The organism is Streptomyces sp. NPDC088707 (genome assembly GCF_044752725.1).
GTDB lineage: Bacteria > Actinomycetota > Actinomycetes > Streptomycetales > Streptomycetaceae > Streptomyces.
Window position 1 is genome coordinate 506,013 of record NZ_JBIVLV010000003.1, and the last position, 21,228, is coordinate 527,240.

The 21,228-nt window shown below is 71.2% G+C and carries 19 protein-coding genes; 6 read left to right on the top strand and 13 right to left on the bottom strand.

The features are described from left to right. Nucleotides 1–67 precede the first annotated feature (67 nt). The 6 genes from ACIP84_RS13085 to ACIP84_RS13110 all read right to left on the bottom strand — a co-directional run bounded on the left by ACIP84_RS13085 (nt 68) and on the right by ACIP84_RS13110 (nt 6,056). Nucleotides 68–961, bottom strand: a complete 894-nt coding sequence (locus ACIP84_RS13085; protein WP_401797841.1) for an LLM class flavin-dependent oxidoreductase — start codon at nt 959–961, stop codon at nt 68–70. Nucleotides 962–986: 25 nt separating this feature from the next. Beyond that, nucleotides 987–1,439, bottom strand: coding sequence for a hypothetical protein (locus ACIP84_RS13090; RefSeq protein ID WP_401797843.1), 453 nt, complete (start codon nt 1,437–1,439; stop codon nt 987–989). 189 nt (nt 1,440–1,628) lie between these two features. Further along, nucleotides 1,629–2,201, bottom strand: a complete 573-nt coding sequence (locus ACIP84_RS13095; RefSeq protein ID WP_401797845.1) for an RNA 2'-phosphotransferase — start codon at nt 2,199–2,201, stop codon at nt 1,629–1,631. Nucleotides 2,202–2,323: 122 nt separating this feature from the next. Beyond that, nucleotides 2,324–3,271, bottom strand: coding sequence for a MerR family transcriptional regulator (locus ACIP84_RS13100; RefSeq protein ID WP_401797847.1), 948 nt, complete (start codon nt 3,269–3,271; stop codon nt 2,324–2,326). A 158-nt stretch (nt 3,272–3,429) separates the two neighbouring features. Then, entirely contained in the window at nt 3,430–5,223 is a 1,794-nt protein-coding gene (locus ACIP84_RS13105; RefSeq protein WP_401797849.1) for an SDR family oxidoreductase, read from the bottom strand. Next, nucleotides 5,223–6,056 (bottom strand): M24 family metallopeptidase, encoded by an 834-nt coding sequence (locus ACIP84_RS13110; RefSeq protein ID WP_401797852.1) that lies wholly within the window; start codon nt 6,054–6,056, stop codon nt 5,223–5,225. The genes ACIP84_RS13105 and ACIP84_RS13110 overlap by 1 nt, the downstream gene beginning before the upstream one ends. 285 nt (nt 6,057–6,341) lie before the next feature. Between ACIP84_RS13110 and ACIP84_RS13115 the strand changes: the two genes are divergently transcribed. The 4 genes from ACIP84_RS13115 to ACIP84_RS13130 are packed head-to-tail and all read left to right on the top strand — an operon-like array spanning nt 6,342 to nt 9,907. Next, nucleotides 6,342–7,304 (top strand): ABC transporter ATP-binding protein, encoded by a 963-nt coding sequence (locus ACIP84_RS13115; RefSeq protein WP_355963319.1) that lies wholly within the window; start codon nt 6,342–6,344, stop codon nt 7,302–7,304. Continuing rightward, entirely contained in the window at nt 7,301–8,212 is a 912-nt protein-coding gene (locus tag ACIP84_RS13120) for an ABC transporter permease (RefSeq protein ID WP_355963085.1), read from the top strand. The genes ACIP84_RS13115 and ACIP84_RS13120 overlap by 4 nt, the downstream gene beginning before the upstream one ends. 49 nt (nt 8,213–8,261) lie before the next feature. Beyond that, nucleotides 8,262–9,173 (top strand): ABC transporter ATP-binding protein, encoded by a 912-nt coding sequence (locus tag ACIP84_RS13125; RefSeq protein WP_401797855.1) that lies wholly within the window; start codon nt 8,262–8,264, stop codon nt 9,171–9,173. Nucleotides 9,174–9,187: 14 nt separating this feature from the next. After that, the gene (locus ACIP84_RS13130; RefSeq protein WP_355963089.1) at nt 9,188–9,907 is read left to right on the top strand and encodes an ABC transporter permease subunit; all 720 of its coding nucleotides are present in this window, start codon (nt 9,188–9,190) and stop codon (nt 9,905–9,907) included. A 73-nt stretch (nt 9,908–9,980) separates the two neighbouring features. Here the strand turns inward: ACIP84_RS13130 and ACIP84_RS13135 are convergent, their stop codons facing one another. After that, entirely contained in the window at nt 9,981–11,279 is a 1,299-nt protein-coding gene (locus tag ACIP84_RS13135) for a CynX/NimT family MFS transporter (protein WP_401797857.1), read from the bottom strand. Then, on the bottom strand, nt 11,276–11,956 hold the full coding sequence (locus tag ACIP84_RS13140; protein ID WP_401797859.1) for a FadR/GntR family transcriptional regulator: 681 nt from the start codon (nt 11,954–11,956) through the stop codon (nt 11,276–11,278). Before ACIP84_RS13140 ends, ACIP84_RS13135 begins: the two co-directional genes overlap by 4 nt. Nucleotides 11,957–12,079: 123 nt before the next feature. Between ACIP84_RS13140 and lpdA the strand changes: the two genes are divergently transcribed. Beyond that, nucleotides 12,080–13,483 (top strand): dihydrolipoyl dehydrogenase, encoded by a 1,404-nt coding sequence (gene lpdA, locus ACIP84_RS13145; RefSeq protein ID WP_401797861.1) that lies wholly within the window; start codon nt 12,080–12,082, stop codon nt 13,481–13,483. 55 nt (nt 13,484–13,538) lie between these two features. Further along, nucleotides 13,539–14,198 (top strand): rhomboid-like protein, encoded by a 660-nt coding sequence (locus ACIP84_RS13150; RefSeq protein ID WP_355963096.1) that lies wholly within the window; start codon nt 13,539–13,541, stop codon nt 14,196–14,198. 157 nt (nt 14,199–14,355) lie between these two features. Here ACIP84_RS13150 and ACIP84_RS13155 read toward each other — a convergent pair whose 3' ends face one another. From ACIP84_RS13155 to ACIP84_RS13175, 5 genes are all read right to left on the bottom strand, one after another. Then, nucleotides 14,356–15,162, bottom strand: coding sequence for an HAD family hydrolase (locus ACIP84_RS13155; RefSeq protein ID WP_355963099.1), 807 nt, complete (start codon nt 15,160–15,162; stop codon nt 14,356–14,358). After that, a complete protein-coding gene (gene serS / locus ACIP84_RS13160) occupies nt 15,159–16,448 on the bottom strand; it encodes a serine--tRNA ligase (RefSeq protein ID WP_355963101.1) in 1,290 nt (429 codons plus the stop codon). The genes ACIP84_RS13155 and serS overlap by 4 nt, the downstream gene beginning before the upstream one ends. Before the next feature lie 496 nt (nt 16,449–16,944). Further along, nucleotides 16,945–17,880: a prephenate dehydratase gene (gene pheA / locus ACIP84_RS13165; protein WP_055602630.1), complete on the bottom strand. Its 936-nt coding sequence runs from the start codon at nt 17,878–17,880 to the stop codon at nt 16,945–16,947. Nucleotides 17,881–17,961: 81 nt separating this feature from the next. Continuing rightward, nucleotides 17,962–19,233, bottom strand: coding sequence for an iron uptake transporter deferrochelatase/peroxidase subunit (efeB, locus tag ACIP84_RS13170; RefSeq protein WP_401797864.1), 1,272 nt, complete (start codon nt 19,231–19,233; stop codon nt 17,962–17,964). A 3-nt stretch (nt 19,234–19,236) separates the two neighbouring features. After that, nucleotides 19,237–21,198: a copper resistance protein CopC gene (locus ACIP84_RS13175; protein WP_401797866.1), complete on the bottom strand. Its 1,962-nt coding sequence runs from the start codon at nt 21,196–21,198 to the stop codon at nt 19,237–19,239. Between the last annotated feature and the right edge of the window lie 30 nt (nt 21,199–21,228).

Below are 21,228 nucleotides of genomic sequence, written 5' to 3' on the forward strand. Positions count from 1 at the left end.
GCCGGAGGGCGGACGTCGACCGCCGAGGGCCGGCGCAGGCCGTCCGAGCGCCGGCGCCGTCGTGCCGTCAGCCCAGTTTGCCGAGCGCCTCCGTGGCGATCTGCTCGAAGACCCGCTGGTCGGCGGCGAAGTCCGAGTCCGGGATCGGCCAGTGGATCACGATCTCGGTGAAGCCCAGCTCGCGGTGGCGCCCCGCGAAGTCGACGAAGGCGTCCACGGACTCCAGCGGGCGGCCGCGGTCCGGGGTGAAGCCCGTCAGCAGGATCTTGTCGAGCTCGGTCACCTCGCGTCCGGTGTCGGCGCACGCCTTGCCCAGCTTCTCGATCTGGCCGCGCAGCGCCGCCACCGACTGCTCCGGGGTGCCCTCCTCGAAGATCTTCGGGTCACCCGTCGTCACCCACGCCTGCCCGTACCGGGCCGCCAGCTTCAGCCCGCGAGGACCGGTCGCCGCGACCGCGAACGGCAGGCGGGGGCGCTGGACGCAGCCGGGGATGTTCCGGGCCTCGTCCGCCGAGTAGAAGGTCCCCTGCTGCGTCACCGCGTCCTCGGTGAGGAGCCGGTCGAGCAGCGGCACGAACTCGGCGAAGCGGTCGGCGCGCTCCTTCGGTGTCCACGGCTCCTGCCCCAGCGCGGTGGCGTCGAAGCCGTTGCCGCCCGCGCCGATGCCGAGCGTGATCCGTCCGCCGGAGATGTCGTCGAGTGCCATCAGCTCCTTGGCGAGCGTCACCGGGTGGCGGAAGTTCGGCGAGGTCACGAGCGTGCCGAGGCGGATCCGCTCGGTGGCCGTGGCCGCCGCCGTGAGCGTGGGCAGGGCTCCGAACCACGGGCCGTCCCGGAAGGTCCGCCAGGACAGGTGGTCATAGGTGTAAGCGGCGTGGAAGCCGAGTTCTTCGGCCCGCTGCCAGGTCTTCTGCCCCTCGCTCCATCGGTGGATGGGGAGGATCACCGTACTCAAGCGCATGACTGCCACGATACGCGCGGGAGGTTCAGCGGACGTTGCGGTTCATCCAGGGGGTGAGTGAGGCGCCGGGGACGAGCTCCTTGTACGTCTCGTCGCCGGGGAGCGGGACGACCAGCCACCAGCCGGGCGGGAAGAAACGCCCCTTCACGTGGGCGATGCCGCCGTGGACCGCGCGGACGAAGGCGGGGACGGAGTCGCGGGGGACGTCCGCGAACTCGATGCCGTCGACGATGATCCGGGCGTCGTCCTCGGGGAAGAGCTGGACGGTGACGGAGGGCGCGCCGCCCAGTTCGACATAGGCCTCGTGCGGCAGCGAGCCGTCGTCGTCGAGGACGGCGAACGCGCCGGCGGACATACGCCGGGACGTCTGGTCCGCGCCGATGTCGTCGGTCACCGTCATCTCCAGGTTGAACTCCCGGGCGAGCTCGCGGATCGCGACGACGGCCGCTTCGGTGCTGGGCAGGTGAGGGTGAGCCATGGGAACGATCATGCCTCAGCCGGACCCGAGCCGGAGGTCTCAGCCGGACCGGAGCCGGAGGTCTCAGCCGGACCCGAGCCGGAGGTCTCAGCCGGACCGGAGCTGGAGGTCTCAGCCGGAACGGAGCCGGGCCGCCGCCAGCCGGTGAACGGAGCCGAGCCGCCGCCAGCCGAACCTGAGCCGGCGGCCTCAGTCAGGGAGGCGGAGGAACTCCGGCGGGACGGTGTCCGCGAGCCAGACCCCGTTGGCGCTGACGCGGAAGACGTGTCCGGCCCGGTGCATGGCGCCGGCGTCGACGGTGATCACGACCGGCCGGCCGCGCCGTGCGCCGACCCGGGTCGCGGTCTCCCGGTCGGGCGAGAGGTGGACGTGGTGGCGGGCCATGGGGCGCAGCCCCTCCGCCCGGATCGCGGGAAGCACCGCGGCGACCGTACCGTGGTAGAGGTACGCGGGCGGTTCCGCGGGCGGCAGGTCGAGGTCCACCTCGACCGTGTGGCCCTGGCTGGCGCGGATGCGGGTGCCCTCGACGGCGAATCGCTTCTTGTCGTTGGTCGCGACGACGTGGTCGAGTTCCGCGCGGGTGATCGGGAAGTTGTTCCGGGCGAGCGCCGCGAGCAGCGCGTCGATCTCCGTCCAGCCCTGGGCGTCGAGGACGAGGCCGATGCGCGCGGGCTGGTGGCGCAGATGCTTGGAGAGGTACTTCGAGATTCTCACCGTACGGCGTTCGTCCGGTGGTTGCTGTGGGGGATGTTGTCGGGTCATTCCGTCAGGATGGCGGAGCCCGGATCGTCGGGCCATTGATTTTGGTACACAGGTTTGATCCACAGCCAAAGTGAGTTATCCACAGGCTAGTTGGCGATTCTGTGGACAACAAACCTTGATTATCAGATGGATTGAGTAATCTCGCTATCTATATGGTGACTTGAGGCGAGAGTATCCAATGTCCGTTTGTGAACCTCTCGTTCGGCGGCTGCCGCAATGAACGCCGCAACCCCTTCCGGCCCCACCAGACCCTGAACGGCCCGCACGGTCCCGGCCGGTAGCGACACCGGCCGCGGCTCGTCGTCCTTCACCAGGGGCGCGTGCGGCGACAGATGGAGCTGTAGGTGTCGGGTGGCCAACAGCCTCATCGCCCGTGCCAGTTCGGCGTCCACCGTCTGCTGGGCAAGCGGCCGGAGACGCCGGACCATCGTCGCCGCCTCGCTCGCGTCCGCGTCCGTCGGCGGCCGGTGCTCCAGGTAGCGCGCGAAGACGTACTCGGTCGTGAACTCCAGGAAGCGGGACGCTATGTGCTCCACCTGGCCCCGAAGTTCCCTCAGGTGACCGGTGATTGCCGCGAGCGGAACCCCCGCCCCGTACAACTCGGCAGCGACCGCGAGCTCCTGGGGACTCGGTACGAGGTACTCCTCCGTCTCACGGTCCGGAAGCAGCTCCAGTACGCCGAGCTCGACGGCCTCCAGAATGGCCGCCTCGTCCGGCGTGCCGCCGAAGCGGGCGTCGAGCTCCGCGCGGGAGATCCGGTCCGCCTCCTCGTCCGTCCACGGGCCGTGCACCTCGGCGACCAGGCCGAGTACCCCGCCGAGTCCCCGGCCGGTGTCCCAGGCCTCCAGGAGCTCCTTGATCGAGGCCAGGGTGTAGCCCCGGTCGAGGAGGTCGGCGATCTGCCGGAGCCGCGCGAGGTGCGCGTCCCCGTACACGTTCGACCTGCCCCGCCGCTCCGGGCGGGGCAGCAGCCCGCGGTCCTGGTAGGCGCGGATCGTCCGGACCGTGGCCCCGCTGTGATGGGCGAGATCCTCGATCCGGTACTCCGGCTGTGCTGACTGCTCGGACAAACCCGCTCCCACCGACCGCTCGCTCCACCCCGCCGCCGCGGGGCCCTCCTGCAGGGGACCGATCGTACGACCGCCGCTCGCGCCCTAGGCCCCGTCGTCGAACTCCCGTCTGCCCCGGGGCCGCCCTTCGGGCGACGCCGGGAGTGTGAGGACAGGGCCTAGGCCGGCGGCTGCCACCGCGCGAAGGCCCGCAGCGTCCCCGGGCTGAGCCGGGACAGGAAGTGCGCGCCCCGTGCCTCGGGTGTCACCGGGACGACCGCCCGGTTGTGCAGGACCGCCCCCAGGATCGCGTCCGCGACCTTCTCCGGCGGGAAGTTCCGCAGGCCGTACAGCCGGGACGCCTTCCGCTGGCGCCGCCTCTCCTCCGCCTCGTCGCTGACCCCCGCGAACCGGGCGGTCGCCGTGATGTTGGTGTTGACGATGCCGGGGCATATCGCGGACACCCCGATGCCCTGGTCGGCCAGCTCGGCACGCAGGCACTCGCTGAGCATCAGCACCGCCGCCTTCGACGTGCTGTACGCGGGCAGGGCCCGGGAGGGCTGGAACGCCGCGGCGGACGCGGTGTTGACGATGTGGCCGCCCTGGCCGCGCGCCGTCATCTGCGCGCCGAAGACCCGGGATCCGTGGATCACACCCCACAGATTGACGTCCAGGACCCGCTTCCACTCCTCGCTGGTCGTGTCGAAGAAGGAGCCGGTGAGTCCGATGCCCGCGTTGTTGACGAGGACGTCGACGATTCCGTACTCGCTCGCCACCTTGGCGGCGAGCTTCTCCATCGCCTGTTCGTCGGCGACGTCGACGGTCTCGCCCCAGGCTTCCGGTGCGCCGATCAGCCGGGCCATCTCGGCCGTGCGGACCGCGCCCTCGGTGTCCCGGTCGACGGCGACGACGCGGGCGCCGGCCTCGGCGAACGCGAAGGCGGTGGCCCGTCCGATGCCGCTGGCCGCCCCGGTCACCAGGACCAGCTGGCCGCCGAACCGCTCCGCGTAGGCCGGCTTGACGCCGCTCTTCGCCACCGCCGCCGCGACCGCCGCGGGCGCCCTGGTGGCCGGTTCCTCGTGGGTCCGGACGAACTCGCCGATCCAGGCCGACAGCTGGTCGGGCCGGGTGCGCGGCACCCAGTGCTTCGCCGGCAGCGTGCGCCGGGTGAGTTCCGGCACCCATTCACCCAGGTCGTCGTAGAGCCGCTCGGAGAGGAAGGCGTCTCCGGTCGGCGTGATCAGCTGCACGGGCGCGTGTGCGTACGCGTCGGGGCGCGGCCTGCCGAGGCGGGCCCGGACGTTGTCCCGGTAGAGCCAGGCGCCGTGCGCCGCGTCGCTCGGCAGCGAGGGGGTCGGGTAGTCACCGGCGGGGATCTTCTCGACGCGCTCCAGGATCTTCGGCCAGCGCTTGCCGAGCGGGCCGCGCCAGGCGAGCTCCGGCAGCACGGGTGTGTGCAGCATGTACACGTACCAGGACTTGGCGCCCTGGCCGAGGAGTTGGCCGACCCGGCGCGGGGTGGGCCGGGTCATCCGCCGCTTGATCCAGTGCCCGAAGTGGTCGAGGGAGGGCCCCGACATGGAGGTGAAGGAGGCGATCCGGCCCTCGGTGCGGGGGACGGTCACGAACTCCCAGGACTGCACCGAGCCCCAGTCGTGGCCGACGAGGTGGACCGGCCGGTCGGGGCTGACGGCGTCCGCGACCGCGAGGAAGTCGTCCGTCAGCTTCTCCAGGGTGAAGCCGCCGCGCAGCGGTGCCGGCGCCGTCGAGCGGCCGTGGCCGCGGATGTCGTAGAGGACGACGTGGAAGTCCTCGGCCAGCCGGGCGGCGACCTCCGTCCACACCTCCTTGGAGTCCGGGTAGCCGTGCACGAGCAGCACGGTGGGACGGCCTTCCTCGCCGAGTTCGGCGACACACAGCTCGACCCCGCCCGTACGGACCCAGCGCTCCCGCGCTCCGTTGAGCCCCGCCATCAGACCGCCCCCTCGTTCCATCGCCGCACGTGCGGCAGATCGTCGTCCAGCCAGAACGCGCTCTGCTCGGGGTCCCGGGAGTCGGTGACGACCAGGATCTCCTCGAACTTCGCGCCCGTCCCCCGGAATCCGAGGTGCGGCTCGACCGCCCACAGGCCGGGCTGCGGCGGGTGGTCGGAGAACGTGTACGGCGACCAGAGCGGCGACCAGCCGTCCCGGTGCCCGTGCAGGGCGTCGCTCGCGAGGCCCTTGAGCGCCTGCGTGCCGAAGCCGAAGACGGTCGGCGACCAGCGGCGCTCCTTCACCCGGTCGATCTTGTGGGCGATGACGCCGAAGGGATAGGCCCGGTGCCGGTTCGCGTACCCCTGGCGGACCATGAGCCGGTCCACGTCCTGGTAGATCTCGCGGAGCGTGCGGCGCTCGCGCACCTCGCGCAGGATCAGCTCGCGGTGGTCCCGGAGATCGGCGAGCAGCTTGTCGTGCAGGGGATCGAGCCCCAGGCAGCCGCTGTAGCCGATGTCGGCCGTGTACCCCTTGAACACCGGGGCCATGTCGAGGATGAACGGCATCCCCGGCTCCAGGCGCCGGTTGGTCGGGAAGAACTGCAGCGGGATCTTGAAGTCGACGAAGGCGGTGCGGTCCCCGAACCAGGCGAACGGCCGGTGGAACCAGTCCCGCACCCCCCGCTCGTACAGCCACTCGCGCTGCATCCGCGCGGCCTCGCGCTCGGTCACCCCCGGCTTCAGCTGGGCCGCGACGGCCTCCGCGCACTCGTAGGAGAGCCGCTGTACGTCCCTGAACCCCCGTAGCTCCGCGGAGAGTTCGCCTGTCATCGCTGAGGCCATGCCACCCGCCGTCCCGTGTGAGCGCCCGACTGCGCTACGCGTCCGTAACTTGACACCGATGAATGTGACAATGCTCGGCGGCTGCGTCAAGGGGTCGGACGACGCCCTGTGGAAAAGCGGCCGTCTCGTCCCACCCCGAGCAGCCGCAGGCCTGTGGAAAAAGACTTTCGTCGCGAGCTCCCCTACTGGCTTGTACTCCTCTGGTCGGACAAGGATCGAGCCGTTGGGCTGACGACCGCTGTGGCGCAGGCCACTACCGTCGAAGGCGTGACTGTGATCGCGACCGAAAGCCTCAGCAAGCGGTTCCCCCGGGTGACCGCTCTTGACCGGCTCTCCCTGGACATCGGGCCCGGTGTGACCGGACTCGTGGGTGCCAACGGAGCCGGCAAGTCCACCATGATCAAAATCCTGCTCGGGCTCGCCCCCGCCACGGAGGGCACCGCCCAGGTCCTCGGCATGGACGTCCGTACGCACGGCGCGGAGATCCGTGAGCGCGTGGGCTACATGCCCGAGCACGACTGCCTCCCGCCGGACGTCTCGGCCACCGAGTTCGTCGTCCACATGGCGCGGATGTCCGGGCTGCCCGCGACCGCCGCCCGCGAGCGGACCGCGGACACGCTGCGGCACGTCGGTCTGTACGAGGAGCGGTACCGCCCGATGGGCGGCTACTCGACGGGCATGAAGCAGCGCGTGAAGCTCGCCCAGGCCCTGGTCCACGACCCGAAGCTGGTCCTCCTGGACGAGCCGACGAACGGTCTGGACCCGGTCGGGCGGGACGAGATGCTGGGACTGATCCGCCGGGTCTGGACCGACTTCGGCATCTCCGTCCTCGTCACCTCGCACCTCCTCGGTGAGCTGGAGCGCACCTGCGACCACGTCGTCGTCATCGACGGCGGCCGCCTCCTCCGCTCCAGCTCCACCAGCGACTTCACCCGGACGACGACGACCCTCGCCGTCGAGGTCACCGACTCCGACGTGCACACCGACGGCACGGCGGCCCTCCGCGCCGCCCTCACCGCCGCGGGTGTCACGCTCCACGCGGGCGTGGAGGAGGGCCTGCCCGGCGCCGGCCACATCCTCCTGCTGGAGGCCGCCGGAGAGGAGACGTACGACCTCGTGCGGGACACCGTCGCCGACCTCGGCCTCGGTCTCGTCCGCATGGAGCAGCGCCGCCACCACATCGCCGAGGTCTTCAAGCCCGAGGCGACCCAGCACGAGGAGGTGCCGGCCCGATGAGCACCCAGATCCCGCAGCCCTCCCAGGCCGCTCCCGACACGACCCGCATCCACAACATCGGCTACCGCTCCTACGACGGCCCGCGTCTCGGCCGGGCGTACGCGCGCAGGTCGCTGTTCTCGCAGTCCCTGCGCGGCGCGTACGGCCTCGGCCGCAGCGCCAAGTCCAAGGTGCTGCCGATGCTTCTCTTCGGAGTGATGTGCGTACCCGCGCTGATCATCGTCGCGGTCGCGGTCGTCACCAAGCAGTCCAAGCTGTCGATCGAGTACACGCAGTACGCGATCTTCCTCCAGGTCGTCATCGGCATCTACCTGGCCTCCCAGGCGCCGCAGTCGGTCTCCCGCGACCTCCGGTTCCGGACCGTTCCGCTCTACTTCTCCCGGCCGATCGAGCGCGCGGACTACGTGCTCGCCAAGTTCGGCGCGATGGCCTCGGCGCTCTTCCTGCTGACCGCGGTCCCCCTCCTGATCCTCTGGATCGGCTCCCTGCTCGCCAAGATGGACTTCGGCACCCAGACGCAGATGTTCGGCCAGGGACTGGTCTCCGTGGCCCTGCTCTCCCTGCTGTTCGGCGGCGTCGGACTGGTCATGGCGGCGCTCACCCCGCGCCGCGGCTTCGGTGTCGCCGCCGTGATCGGCGCGCTGACGATCTCGTACGGAGCGGTCTCCACGCTCCAGGGCATCGCGTACGGCACGGACAACCTCGGCGCCATCTCCTGGCTCGGCCTGTTCTCGCCGATCACGCTGATCGACGGCGTGCAGACCGCCTTCCTCGGCGCCCCCTCCTCCTTCCCCGGAGGCGAGGGACCGGGCGCCGGTGTCGGCGCGGTCTATCTGCTGGTCGTCCTCGCGCTCGTCGCCGGCTCGTACGGCACCCTGATGCGCCGCTACCGAAAGGTCGGGCTGTGACCGCCCTCCCGTCGCCCGCCACCACCCCTCTAAGGAATGGGCTGCGCCCATGAGCATCCTCTCCATCGACCACGTCTCCCGCTGGTTCGGAAACGTCGTGGCCGTGAACGACGTCACGATGACGGTGGGACCGGGTGTCACCGGCCTCCTCGGGCCGAACGGCGCGGGCAAGTCCACCCTGATCAACATGATGGGCGGCTTCCTCGACCCCTCCACCGGCAGCGTCACCCTCGACGGGCAGACGGTCTGGGGGAACGAGTCGGTCTACCGCGAGATCGGCGTCGTGCCCGAGCGGGAGGCGATGTACGACTTCCTCACCGGCCGCGAGTTCGTCGTGGCGAACGCGGAACTGCAGGGCCTCGGCGCCGAGGAGGCCCGGCAGGCCCTGGCCACGGTCGAGATGGAGTACGCGCAGGACCGCAAGATCTCCACGTACAGCAAGGGCATGCGCCAGCGCGTGAAGATGGCCTCGGCCCTCGTGCACAACCCGTCGGTGCTGCTCCTTGACGAGCCGTTCAACGGCATGGACCCGCGCCAGCGCATGCAGCTGATGGACCTGCTGCGGCAGATGGGCGCGGACGGCCGCACGGTGCTGTTCTCCTCGCACATCCTGGAGGAGGTCGAGCAGCTCGCCTCCCACATCGAGGTGATCGTGGCCGGGCGCCACGCCGCCTCCGGAGACTTCCGCAAGATCCGCCGGCTGATGACGGACCGGCCGCACCGCTACCTGGTCCGCTCCAGCGACGACCGGGCACTCGCCGCGGCGCTGATCGCCGACCCGTCCACGGCCGGCATCGAGGTCGACCACGTGGAGGGCGGACTGCGCATCCAGGCGGTGGACTTCGGTCGGTTCACCGAGCTGCTGCCGAAGGTCGCGCGTGAGCGGGGGATCCGTCTGCTGACGGTCTCGCCCTCGGACGAGTCCCTCGAATCGGTCTTCTCATACCTCGTCGCGGCCTGAAAGGAGCCTGACCGATGTACAACCCCACAGTCGCCCGGCTCACCTACCGGGCTCTCCTCGGCCGCCGCCGGGCCCTGATCCTCTTCCTGCTGCCCGCCATGCTGCTCCTCATCGCCGCGGCGGTGCGCGCCTTCAACGGCGCGGACGACCAGGTCGCGGCCGATGTCCTCGGCGGCTTCGCGCTGGCCACGATGGTCCCGCTGATCGGTGTGATCGCCGGGACGGGCGCGATCGGACCCGAGATCGACGACGGCTCGATCGTCTATCTGCTGTCCAAGCCGGTGAAGCGGCCCTCGATCATCTTCACGAAGCTGATCGTCGCGATCGCGGTGACGATGGTCTTCTCGGCGGTACCGACGTTCATCGCCGGCTTCATCCTCAACGGCAACGGCCAGCAGGTGGCCGTGGCGTACACGGTGGCGGCGCTGGTGGCCTCCATCGCGTACAGCGCGCTGTTCCTGCTGCTCGGCACGATCAGCCGGCACGCGGTGGTCATCGGCCTGGTCTACGCCCTGGTGTGGGAGGCCCTGTTCGGCTCCCTGATCGAGGGGGCGCGCACCCTGAGCGTCCAGCAGTGGGCGCTCGCCCTCGCCGAGAAGGTCACCGGCGACGGACTGGTCACCTCGGAGGTCGGCCTCACCACGGCGGTCGTGCTCCTCTCCGCGGTCACGATCGTGGCGACCTGGTTCGCCGGCTTCAAGCTCCGCACGCTGAAGCTGGCGGGCGAGGAGTAGAAGCGGACACGGAAGCGGTACGGCTCCGAGGCCGGGAGCCCCACCCCGGAGCCGCACCGCAACCCCCCTCCCCTCACACCGTCCGATCCCGGGCGGCGAAGAGCCCCACGGTGAGGGCCGCCGCGCAGACGCCGAGGACCACGCAGATCGGCAGCGTCCAGGAGCCGGTGGCCTGGTGCAGGGCGCCGGCCGCGAGAGGGCCGGCGGCGGCGAGCAGATAGCCGACCGTCTGGGCCATCCCGGACAGCCGGGCGGCGGTCACCGCGTCCCCGGAGCGCAGCACGATCAGGGTCAGGGCGAGACCGACCGCCCCGCCCTGGCCGACCCCGAGCACCGCCGACCAGAGCCAGGCACCCTCCACCGGCGCCACCATCAGACCGGCGTAACCGGCCGCGACCAGCGTGGTGACCAGCACGATCAGCGGACGCTGGCTCCGCATCCGGCCGGCGAGCAGCGGGACCACGAACGCGCCCGCGACCTGGATCAGGTTGTTGAAGGCAAAGACGACACCGGCCGTGGAACGGCTCATCCCGTGGTCGGTGAAGATCGTCGGCATCCAGGCGATCAGCACGTACGACCACAGCGACTGCAGGCCCATGAAGAGCGTCACCTGCCAGGCGAGTGCCGAGCGCCAGACGCTCACCTGGCGGGCGCCGGCGGCCGGCACGGCCCGTACCTCGTGACCCGTGCGGCCCCGGGCGATCAGCACCTGGGGCAGCCAGGCGACCGCGGCGACCACGGCGAGCAGGGACCAGAAGCCGAGCGAGCCCTCCCAGCCGCCGCCGAGCGCCTTCTCCAGCGGCACCGCGGCCGCCGCCGCGACCGTCGCACCGGCGATCATCGCGCCCGTGTAGACCGAGGTCATGGCCGCGGCCCGGTCCGGGAAGTCCCGCTTGATCAGGCCCGGCATCAGCACGTTGAGCAGGGCGATCGCGGTGCCGACGAGGATGCCGCCGCCATACAGCGCGTACACGGAGGGCAGCACGCGCGCGAGGATGCCGACGGCGAGCAGCAGCAGGGCCGCGAGCAGGACGCGTTCGGCGCCGAAGCGGCGCCCCAGCCAGGGCGCGACCAGCGCGCCCACGCCGAGGAACAGCACCGGTACCGAGGTCACCAGCGAACTCGCCGTCGAGGAGAGCCCGAAGGCCCCGGATATCTCGCCTACCAGCGGCGCCACGCTCGCGAGCGCGGCCCGCATGTTCAGCGAGGCCAGCACGATCCCAACCAGGAGCAGCGCCGGACGCGCGAGGAGCGCCCGCCGCGCCGCCGCCCCGGCGGCCGACGCCGCGACCCCGGCCTCCGCGTCGACGAGCACGGGCGGCGGTACGGGCGAGGGCGCGGCGGATCCCGCCGTACGGGTCTCCGCGCTCATCGGGCGTCCTCCGTCAGTGCCGCGACGGTCTCCATCGGGACCCGCAGCAGTTCGCGGGCCTGGCGCTCGGCCGCCTCCGGGTCGCCCGCCTCGATCGCCGTGACCAGGGCCTCGTGGGCGTCGATGTCGACCGGCGGCATCTCCCGGTCGCCGAGGGCCTCCACGAGCACCTCGTGCACCTGGGCGGAGAAGAAGCGGTAGACCTCGACGAAGGCCGCGTTGTGGGTGGCGCCGACGACCGCGAGGTGGAAGGCGAGGTCGGCGTCCGCGTCCCGGTCGCCCTCCTCGCGCAGGGTGGTGAGGGCGGCCCGGAGCCGCAGCAGGTCGTGGGTGTCCCGCCGGGCCGCCGCGAGCCGCGCCGCCTCGGCCTCCAGGGCGACCCGGAGTTCGAGGACGTCGGCCGCGCCCGCGTGCCGTACCCCGCGCAGCACGGCCGCCGGATCGGCGGTCGACCTGACGAAGGTGCCGTTGCCCTGACGGGATTCGAGCAGGCCCGCGTGGACCAGGACCCTGACCGCCTCGCGGACGGTGTTGCGGCCCACACCGAGCTGCTGGGCGAGCTCGTGCTCGGTCGGGATGCGGTCGCCGACCGCCCACTCGCCGTCCGCGAGCTGTGTCCGCAGCTGGTCCACCACGGAGTCCACCAGCGAGGTCCGCCCCGTCGCCCTGAGTGCCATGCCGTTCCGACCTCTCCATTTGCCCGGTTGCCCGGTCATCCTACAACTGACTGCGGGCGGGCCACCGGACTACTGTGGGCCCGTACGCGGACCGAACACCCTCACCACCCTCGGGAGTCAGTCATGTCAGACCGCTTCGACGTCGTCGTACTCGGAGCTGGCCCCGGCGGCTACGTCGCCGCCATCCGCGCCGCCCAGCTGGGCAAGCGGGTCGCGGTCGTCGAGGAGAAGTACTGGGGCGGTGTCTGCCTGAACGTCGGCTGCATCCCCACCAAGGCACTGCTGCGCAACGCGGAACTGGCCCACATCTTCAACCACGAGGCCAAGACCTTCGGCATCAAGGTGGACGGCACCGTCTCCTTCGACTACACCGAGGCGTTCCGCCGCAGCCGCTCGGTCGCGGACGGCCGCGTCAAGGGCGTCCACTTCCTCATGAAGAAGAACAAGATCACCGAGTTCGACGGCCGGGGAACCTTCCTCGACGCGAACACCCTCCAGGTCGCCAAGTCCGACGGCACCTCGGAGACGATCCAGTTCGACCACTGCATCATCGCCACCGGCGCCACCCCCCGCCTGCTCCCGGGCACCGCCCGCAGCGAGCGCGTCGTGTCGTACGAGGAGCAGATCCTCGCCGAGGACGCCCCGCAGTCGATCGTCATCGCCGGCGCCGGCGCGATCGGCATCGAGTTCGCGTACGTCCTCAACAACTACGGCACCAAGGTCACGATCGTCGAGTTCCTCGACCGGATCGCGCCGCTGGAGGACGAAGAGGTCTCCAAGGAGCTGGCGAAGCAGTACCGCAAGCTCGGCATCGACGTCCTGACCTCGACCCGCGTCGAGGCCATCGACGAGTCCGGCCCGCAGGTCCGCGTCACCGTCACCGGCAAGGACGGCGTCCAGAAGGTCCTGGAGGCCGACAAGGTCCTCCAGGCCATCGGCTTCGCCCCGAACGTCACCGGCTACGGCCTGGAGGCCACCGGCGTCGCTCTCACCGAGCGCGGTGCGATCGACGTCGACGGCCGCTGCCGCACCTCCGTGCCGCACATCTACGCCATCGGTGACGTCACCGCGAAGCTGATGCTCGCGCACACCGCCGAGGCCATGGGCGTCATCGCCGCCGAGACCATCGGGGACGCGGAGACCATGGAGCTCGACTACCCGATGATCCCGCGCGCGACCTACTGCCAGCCGCAGATCGCCAGCTTCGGCTGGACCGAGGCGCAGGCCCGCGAGAAGGGCTTCGACGTCAAGGTCGCCAAGTTCCCCTTCGTGGCGAACGGCAAGGCGCACGGTCTCGGCGACGCCACCGGCTTCGTCAAGATCATCGCGGACGGGACGCACGGCGAGATCATCGGCGCCCACCTGATCGGCCCCGACGTCACCGAGCTGCTCCCCGAGCTGACCCTGGCGCAGCAGTGGGACCTCACCGTCCACGAGGTCGCGCGGAACGTCCACGCGCACCCGACGCTGGGCGAGGCCGTGAAGGAAGCGATCCACGGCATCGCCGGACACATGATCAATTTCTGAGACTTCCAGAGGTTTCCAGAGGTTTCCGCCGGTTCGGGGTGATAGGCACGGACATGTGCCTCCCGAGACCCTCCCGGGTGGCGAACCGTCCCGACCGATCAGGTCGTGGGTGCGTTCGTCACCCGGTACGCATCTCTGGCTCGCGGTCATCGCGATCACCAGCCTCGTCATCGCGCTGTCCCCCCAAGGCCTCGACAGCTACCTGCTGCACCGCAACAGCAGCAATCTCCACCAGCTGTCCCACCATCCGCTGCGCGCCCTGCTCGGCAGCGCGTTCTGGATCGAGAACCCGGCCGACCTGCTCCTGTACGCGGCGCTGTTCGAGCTGATCCACGCGCCCGTGGAGCGATGGCTCGGCACGGCGAAATGGCTCTTCGTCGTCGCCACGGCCCATATCGCGGCCACTCTGATCAGCCAGCAGGTCGTCCTCGTGGCCATCCGCCTCCACGACGTGCCGCGCAGCATGGCGCATGTCGTCGACATCGGGGTCAGCTACGGTCTCGCCGCCTCGGCGGGCATCCTCACGTACCGGCTCGCCCGCCCCTGGCGCTGGCTCTACCTCGTGGGAGTGGTGGCCTTCTTCGTCGTACCGCTGCTCACCGACCGCACGTACACCGACCTCGGGCACGCGATCTCCCTGGCCATCGGCCTCGCCTGCTACCCGCTCACCCGCGGAAAACCGGTCGCCCCCGAACGGGGGCCCGGCGCACACTAGTTGTACGGGGGACACGGGGGATCTCCCGAAAAGAGGGGGCGGCCGCTTCGAGCGCGTGGACCAGGTCCACGCGAGGCCGCCCCTTCTCTTTTCCCCGCGGCCGCTCGGACCGGCGGCACATGGCAGCCGGTCAGAGCGACGGCACCGCAGCAGCCGGTCAGACCGACAGCAGGCGCTCCAGGACGACGGCGATGCCGTCCTCCTCGTTCGAGGTGGTGACCTCGTCCGCCACCGCGCGGAGTTCGTCGTGCGCGTTGCCCATGGCCACGCCGTGGGCCGCCCAGCCGAACATCGGGATGTCGTTGGGCATGTCGCCGAAGGCGATCGTCTCCGCCGCCTTCACCCCCAGCCGGCGCGCCGCCAGCGAGAGGCCGGTGGCCTTGCTCAGGCCGAGCGGCAGGATCTCCACCACACCGGGCCCCGCCATGACGACGTCCACGAGACCGCCGACCGTGGCACGGGCGGCGCGGGTCAGTTCGTCGTCCGACAGCGTCGGGTGCTGGAGGTAGAGCTTGGTCAGCGGCGCCGCCCACAGCTCCGCCGGGTCCTCGTACGGCACGTACGGCAGCGGTCCCGGGTGCGGCCGGTAGCCGGGGCCCATCAGGACCTCGCCCTCCAGGCCGTCCCGGCTCGCGGCCAGCGCCAGCGGGCCGACCTCCGCCTCGATCTTCGAGAGGGCGAGCCCCGCGAGCTGCCGGTCCAGGGTCAGCGAGGTGAGCAGCCGGTGCTCACCCGCGTGGTAGACCTGCGCGCCCTGCCCGCACACCGCGATCCCCTCGTAGCCGAGGTCGTCCAGGATGTGCCGGGTCCAGGGCACCGCCCGGCCGGTGACGACGATGTGCGCGGCGCCCGCCTCCGTGGCGGCGGCGAGCGCGTCCCGCGTGCGGGCCGAGACGGACTCGTCGGCGCGCAGCAGCGTGCCGTCGAGATCCGTCGCGACCAGGCGGTAGGGGAAGGGGCTCACTTGGCGATCGGCTCCAGGACCTCACGGCCGCCCAGGTAGGGCCGCAGCATCTCCGGGACGCGCACGGAACCGTCGGGCAGCTGGTGGTTCTCCAGGATCGCCACGATCGTGCGCGGTACGGCGCACAGCGTGCCGTTCAGGGTGGCGAGCGGCTGCACCGTCTTCTTGCCGCCCTGCTCGTCGCGCATGCGGACGGAGAGACGGCGGGCCTGGAAGCTGTCGCAGTTCGAGGCCGAGGTCAGCTCGCGGTACTTGCCCTGGGTCGGGATCCACGCCTCGCAGTCGAACTTGCGGGAGGCGGAGGCACCGAGGTCACCGGTGGCGACGTCGATGACCTGGAACGGCAGCTCCAGACCGGTCAGCCACTGCTTCTCCCACTCCAGGAGCCGCTTGTGCTCGGCCTCGGCGTCCTCCGGCGCGACGTACGAGAACATCTCGACCTTGTCGAACTGGTGGACGCGGAAGATGCCGCGGGTGTCCTTGCCGTACGTGCCGGCCTCGCGGCGGAAGCAGGGCGAGAAGCCGGCGTACCGCAGGGGCAGCTTGTCCGCGTCGATGATCTCGTCCATGTGGTACGCCGCGAGGGGCACCTCGGACGTGCCGACGAGGTAGTAGTCGTCCTTCTCCAGGTGGTACACGTTCTCCGCGGCCTGGCCGAGGAAGCCGGTGCCCTCCATGGCGCGCGGACGGACGAGCGCCGGGGTCAGCATGGGGATGAAGCCGGCCTCGGTGGCCTGCGCGATCGCCGCGTTGACCAGGGCGAGCTCCAGGAGGGCGCCCACGCCGGTCAGGTAGTAGAAGCGCGAGCCGGAGACCTTGGCACCGCGCTCGACGTCGATGGCGCCGAGCGCCTCGCCGAGCTCCAGGTGGTCCTTGGGCTCGAAGCCCTCGGCGGCGAAGTCGCGGATGGTGCCGTGCGTCTCGAGGACGACGAAGTCCTCCTCGCCGCCGACCGGGACGTCGGTGTGGACGATGTTCCCGAGCTGGAGCAGCAGCTGCTTGGCCGTCTCGTCGGCCTCGTTCTGCTCGGCCTCGGCGGCCTTGACGTCGGTCTTGAGCTGTTCGGCCTTCAGGAGGAGCTCGGCGCGCTCCTCCGGGGTGGCCCTGGGGATCAGCTTGCCGAGCGCCTTCTGCTCGGATCGGAGCTCGTCGAAGCGGACGCCGGACGACCTGCGCCGCTCATCGGCGGAGAGCAGGGCGTCGACGAGCGCGACGTCCTCTCCACGGGCGCGCTGGGAGGCGCGAACACGGTCGGGGTCCTCACGGAGCAGGCGAAGGTCAATCACCCCACCAGGCTACCGGTGCCCGTTCGCCCGCCCCCACCGGATAACGTCACGCGTGTTGTCACGCATGACGTTATGCCCGAATTGATACCTGTGAGAATGCCGGGAGCCGGGCCCTGCATTTAGTTATCCACAGGCTGTGCGGAAGATCTGTGGACTACGGGGAAGATCGCGTGGATTTCCCGCCCCGACCCTGGGAATTCCGTGACCAAACACCATTGAGGCACTCATTTGGGTGGGAATTGCTCGCTCCAAAGAGTTGGTCGAGCGAACCGTGCTGACGAGGGCTTCTTCCCCGTGCTGTGGACAGTCGGGTGGGGTCGAGGAGTGGCTAGGGCGATTTGTCGACCTTGTCGGGGCGCGCTGTCGACTTGTCCCCAGGTCGAGCCCAGAGCCTGTGGATAACTGCTGTGGGAAAGTGAAAATACGCAGGTAGGACTAGTGGTTCGCACCTGTGGACGAACGCTCCCGTCGTCGGGACCGTTCGGTCACCATCGGGTCAGGCCCGACCGTCCTGGGCCCTCGCCAGCCAGTCGGAGGCCGCCATGAACTCCCCGTCCGAGGTGCCGCGCCGCAGCGCCGCCACGTCCTCGACCGCGACGCCCGCCCTCGGGTACGAGCCGAGGAAGCGCACCTTGGGGCAGATCCGCTTGAGCCCCATCAGCGCCTCGCCCACCCGCCGGTCCGAGATATGGCCCTCGGCGTCCACGGCGAAGCAGTAGTTCCCGATCCCCGCCCCCGTGGGCCGGGACTGGATCAGCATCAGGTTCACCCCGCGCACCGCGAATTCCTGGAGCAGTTCGAGGAGGGCACCCGGATGATCGTCACCCAGCCACAGCACCACCGAGGTCTTGTCCGCGCCGGTCGGCGCCGCCGGCCGGGCCGGCCTGCCCACCAGGACGAACCGGGTCTCGGCGTTCTCCGCGTCGTGGATCTCGGTGACCAGCGCCTCGAGGCCGTACGTCACCGCCGCGAACTCCCCCGCGAAAGCGGCGTCGAAGCGGCCCTCCTGCACCAGCCGGGCCCCGTCCGCGTTGGACGCGGCCGACTCCCACAGCGCCTCGGGCAGGTGCGCCCGCAGCCAGTTCCGGACCTGAGGCTGGGCCACCGGGTGGCCCGTCACGGTCTTGATGTCCGACAGCTTGGTCCCCGGCCGCACGAGCAGCGCGAAGGCGATCGGCAGGAGTACCTCGCGGTAGATCATCAGCGGCTCGCCGGAGGCCAGCTCGTCGAGGGTCGCGGTCACCCCGCCCTCGACCGAGTTCTCGATCGGGACGAGAGCGGCGGCGGCCTCCCCGTTCCGTACGGCGTCGAGCGCGGCCGGGACCGAGACCATGGGGACGAGTTCCCTCGTCGCGGCCTCGGGCAGCGTACGCAGCGCGGCCTCCGTGAAGGTGCCCTCGGGGCCGAGATACGTGTACCGGGTGGCGGACATACCGTCACCCTAATGGGCCCCGGGGCCGCGGGCGGCCCGCCCGGCGGGACGCGCGTGCCCGCCGGCGGCCGACCCGGCGGGTCAGGACTCCAGGAGCCGCTGTCCCACGTACTCGCCCTCGGCGGGACCGCCCGGGACCGCGTAGAGGCCGCTCGCCTCGTGACGGATGAACGCGGACAGCGCGTCGCCCCGGTCGAGCTTGCGCTGCACGGGCACGAAGCCCCGCAGCGGGTCGGCCTGCCAGCAGACGAAGAGGAGACCGGCGTCCGGTGTCCCGTCGGGAGCGATCCCGTCGTGGAAGGAGAACGGCCTGCGCAGCATCGCCGCCCCGCCGTTCTGTTCGGGGGCGGAGATACGGGAGTGGGCGTTGTCCGGGATGACCGTCGCCCCGTCCGGACCGCGCTTGTCCAGGTCGAGCTCGGAGGTCTCACTGCCGCCGGTGAGCGGGGCCCCGTCGGACTTCCGCCGCCCGATCACCTTCTCCTGCCGGTCGAGCGGCAGCTTCTCCCAGTCGTCGAGCAGCATCCGGATCCGGCGCACCACCGCGTACGAGCCACCGGCCATCCACTCCGTCGCGGCCCCGGTGCCCGCGGGGACGAAGATCCGCCGGTCGAAGTCGGGGTCGGTGACCTTCGGATTGCCCGTGCCGTCGATCTGGCCCATCAGGTTGCGGGCCGTCATCGGCCTCGCGGTCGCACCGGCCGAGCGGTTGAAGCCGTTCATCTGCCAGCGCACCCGGGCCGCGTCGCCCGCGTCCTTCTGGAGGGCGCGCAGCGCGTGGAAGGCGACGAGCGCGTCGTCGGCGCCGATCTGCACCCACAGATCGCCCTCCGAGCGCCGCGCGTCCAGCGCGTCTGCGGAGAAGGCGGGCAGCGGGTCGAGCGCGGCGGGGCGGCGCGCGGTGAGCCCGGTCCTGTCGAAGAACGTACGGCCGAAGCCGAAGGTGACCGAAAGGGAGGACGGGCCCGCGTCGAGCGCCACGCCGGTGTCACCGGCCGGGGCCTTGCCCGCCATCAGTGCCTTCGCCGTCTCCGACCAGCGGCGCAGCAGGGCCATCGCCTCCTTGCGGCCGGCGCCCGGGGCGAGGTCGAAGGCGATCAGATGCCCCCGGGACTGCGAGGGCGTGGTGATGCCCGCCTGATGTTTCCCGTGAAACATCACCTCGGTCGAACCGACCGTGGTCAGCGGCGGGGTGCCGTCGGTGCCGGCCCCGTCGGTGGTGCCGTCGGCCGAGCCGGCCGTGGTGACGCCGACGCCGCCTGCCGCGCCGATGACGAGTCCGGCGGCGCCCGCCGCGCCGACGGTGCCGAGCAGCCGACGCCGGGAGATCTCAAGAGTGTTGTTCTCGGTCAAGGATCAGCCGATCTTCACGTTCTTCTCGATGGTGGTCTGGTCGATCTCGGACGTCCGGACGGTGACCTGGATCCGCCACTCCCCGGGCATCGGGATCTGGACGCCACTCGCGCTCCAGTGCCCGGTCTGGATCCTGTCCGGGGCGACGGGAAGCGGACCGACGTCCTTGGCCTCCAGCGTGAGGGCGACCTTGATCTCGGGCACGTCCAGCGGCTTTCCGTTGGGCCGTTCGACAAAGAGGTGCAGCGCGTTGGCGCCGGTACGGCCGGGGTCGAGGCTGAGCCGGACGATTCCCTTGCCGTCGACGCCGCCGGTGTCGAAGGGCAGCCGGATGTCGACGGGCCGGTCGGGCACGGCGGCCGGGCCGGACGCGGCGGTGCCGCCCCGCCCCGCCTCCTCCTCGGTGCGGCCGGGCTCGGTCGAGGTGAGCACGGTGGTGACGGCGAGGAGTACGACGGCGACGGCGGCCTCGGTCAGCACCGAGCGGCGCAGACCGGCCCGCTCGGGGTCGGCGTCCCGCTCCCGCTTGCGCCGCGCGGTGGCGACGGCGGCCCGCTGCCGGGCGAGCTGAGCGGCCCGCCGCGGGTCGGTGGCCTCGGTGGTCGCGGTGGTCGCGGTGGTCGCGGTGCTCCCCGCGCTCTCCCCGGCCTCGGCCTCTTCTGCCTCCGAGTTCTCCTGGGCCTCGGCCTCGGCCTCTTCTGCCTCGGCCTCCTCGGCCGGCTTCGGGTCGGCGAGGCGCTGTGTCCAGCGGCGCGAAATCCAGGCGATGCCGATGAGGACGCACATCAGGCCGACCTTGACGAGCAGCAGCTGCCCGTAGCGGGTCCCGGTCAGCGCGGACCAGGAGCCGACCTGGCGCCAGGACTGGTAGAGCCCGGTGGCCGCGAGGACGGCCACGGAGCCGAAGGCCACCTTGGAGAAGCGCTCGATCGCCGAGCGGTCGACGGACGGCGCCTTGTAGAGGGAGACGAGCAGCACCGTGAGACCGCCGAGCCAGGCGGCGACGGCCAGCAGGTGCAGGATGTCGACGGGCATGGCGATCCCGGGCTGGATACCCGTCGAGGCGTGCTCGGCCAGGGCCCAGGTACCGGCGATTCCGGCGGCGACGACGGTGCCGCCGAGGCCGAGCCCGAAAGCGAGGTCCTTCTTCTCCTTCGGGTCGGTCCGCCGGGCGTAGGCACCGAAGAGGACGGCCACGAAGAGCGCGGCCGCGCCGAGCAGCAGCAGCCGGGAGGTGAGGGCGGCGCCGGTCTTCGTCTCCAGGACGGACTTCAGACCCGCCAGGTCGAAGGCGTCGGAGAGTTCACCGGAGCCGGTGTACGGGTTGCGCAGCAGCAGCATGACGAGGGTGGCGCCGGTGAGGGTCAGCCAGCCCCGGACTACGGTCTGCTGGACGGGGCGGACGCTCGCGCCGCGCGGCCAGCAGGCCAGGACGAAGGCACCGCCGCCGACGAGGACGGCGAACCCGGCGTACGAGACGTAGCGCGCGATGCCGTAGAGGGTGCCGACGAGACCGCCGCCGGCCGCCCGGTCGGGCAGGGCGACGGATGTCGTGGAGGGGGCGCCGATGGAGAAGGTGAAGGCACCGGAGATGGGATGGCTGTCGGCCGAGACGGTCTGCCAGGCCACGGTGTACGTGCCGTCGGGCAGCCCGGCCCGGAGCGCCACCCCGTAGCGGACGATCGAGCCGCTGCAGAGGTCGAGTATCTCGCCGGTGTCGGCCCGCCGGCCCGCCGGGTCGAGGACCCGGATCGAGTCGGCGCTCATGGCGACCTGTTCGGAGAAGGTGAGGTTGACCTCCTTGGGAGCGGTGGCGACCACCGCCCCGTCCTTCGGATCGCTTCCGGTCAGCGCCGCGTGCGCGGACGCGGGGGCGGCGCCGGCGAGCAGCGTGCCGAGCAGCGCGGCCGCGAGTATCAGCAGCCGGGCCAGGGCGGTACCGAGGCGCGGGGCGGTGGTTGTCATCTTCCGGTTCACTCCGTCAGTTCTGTGAGA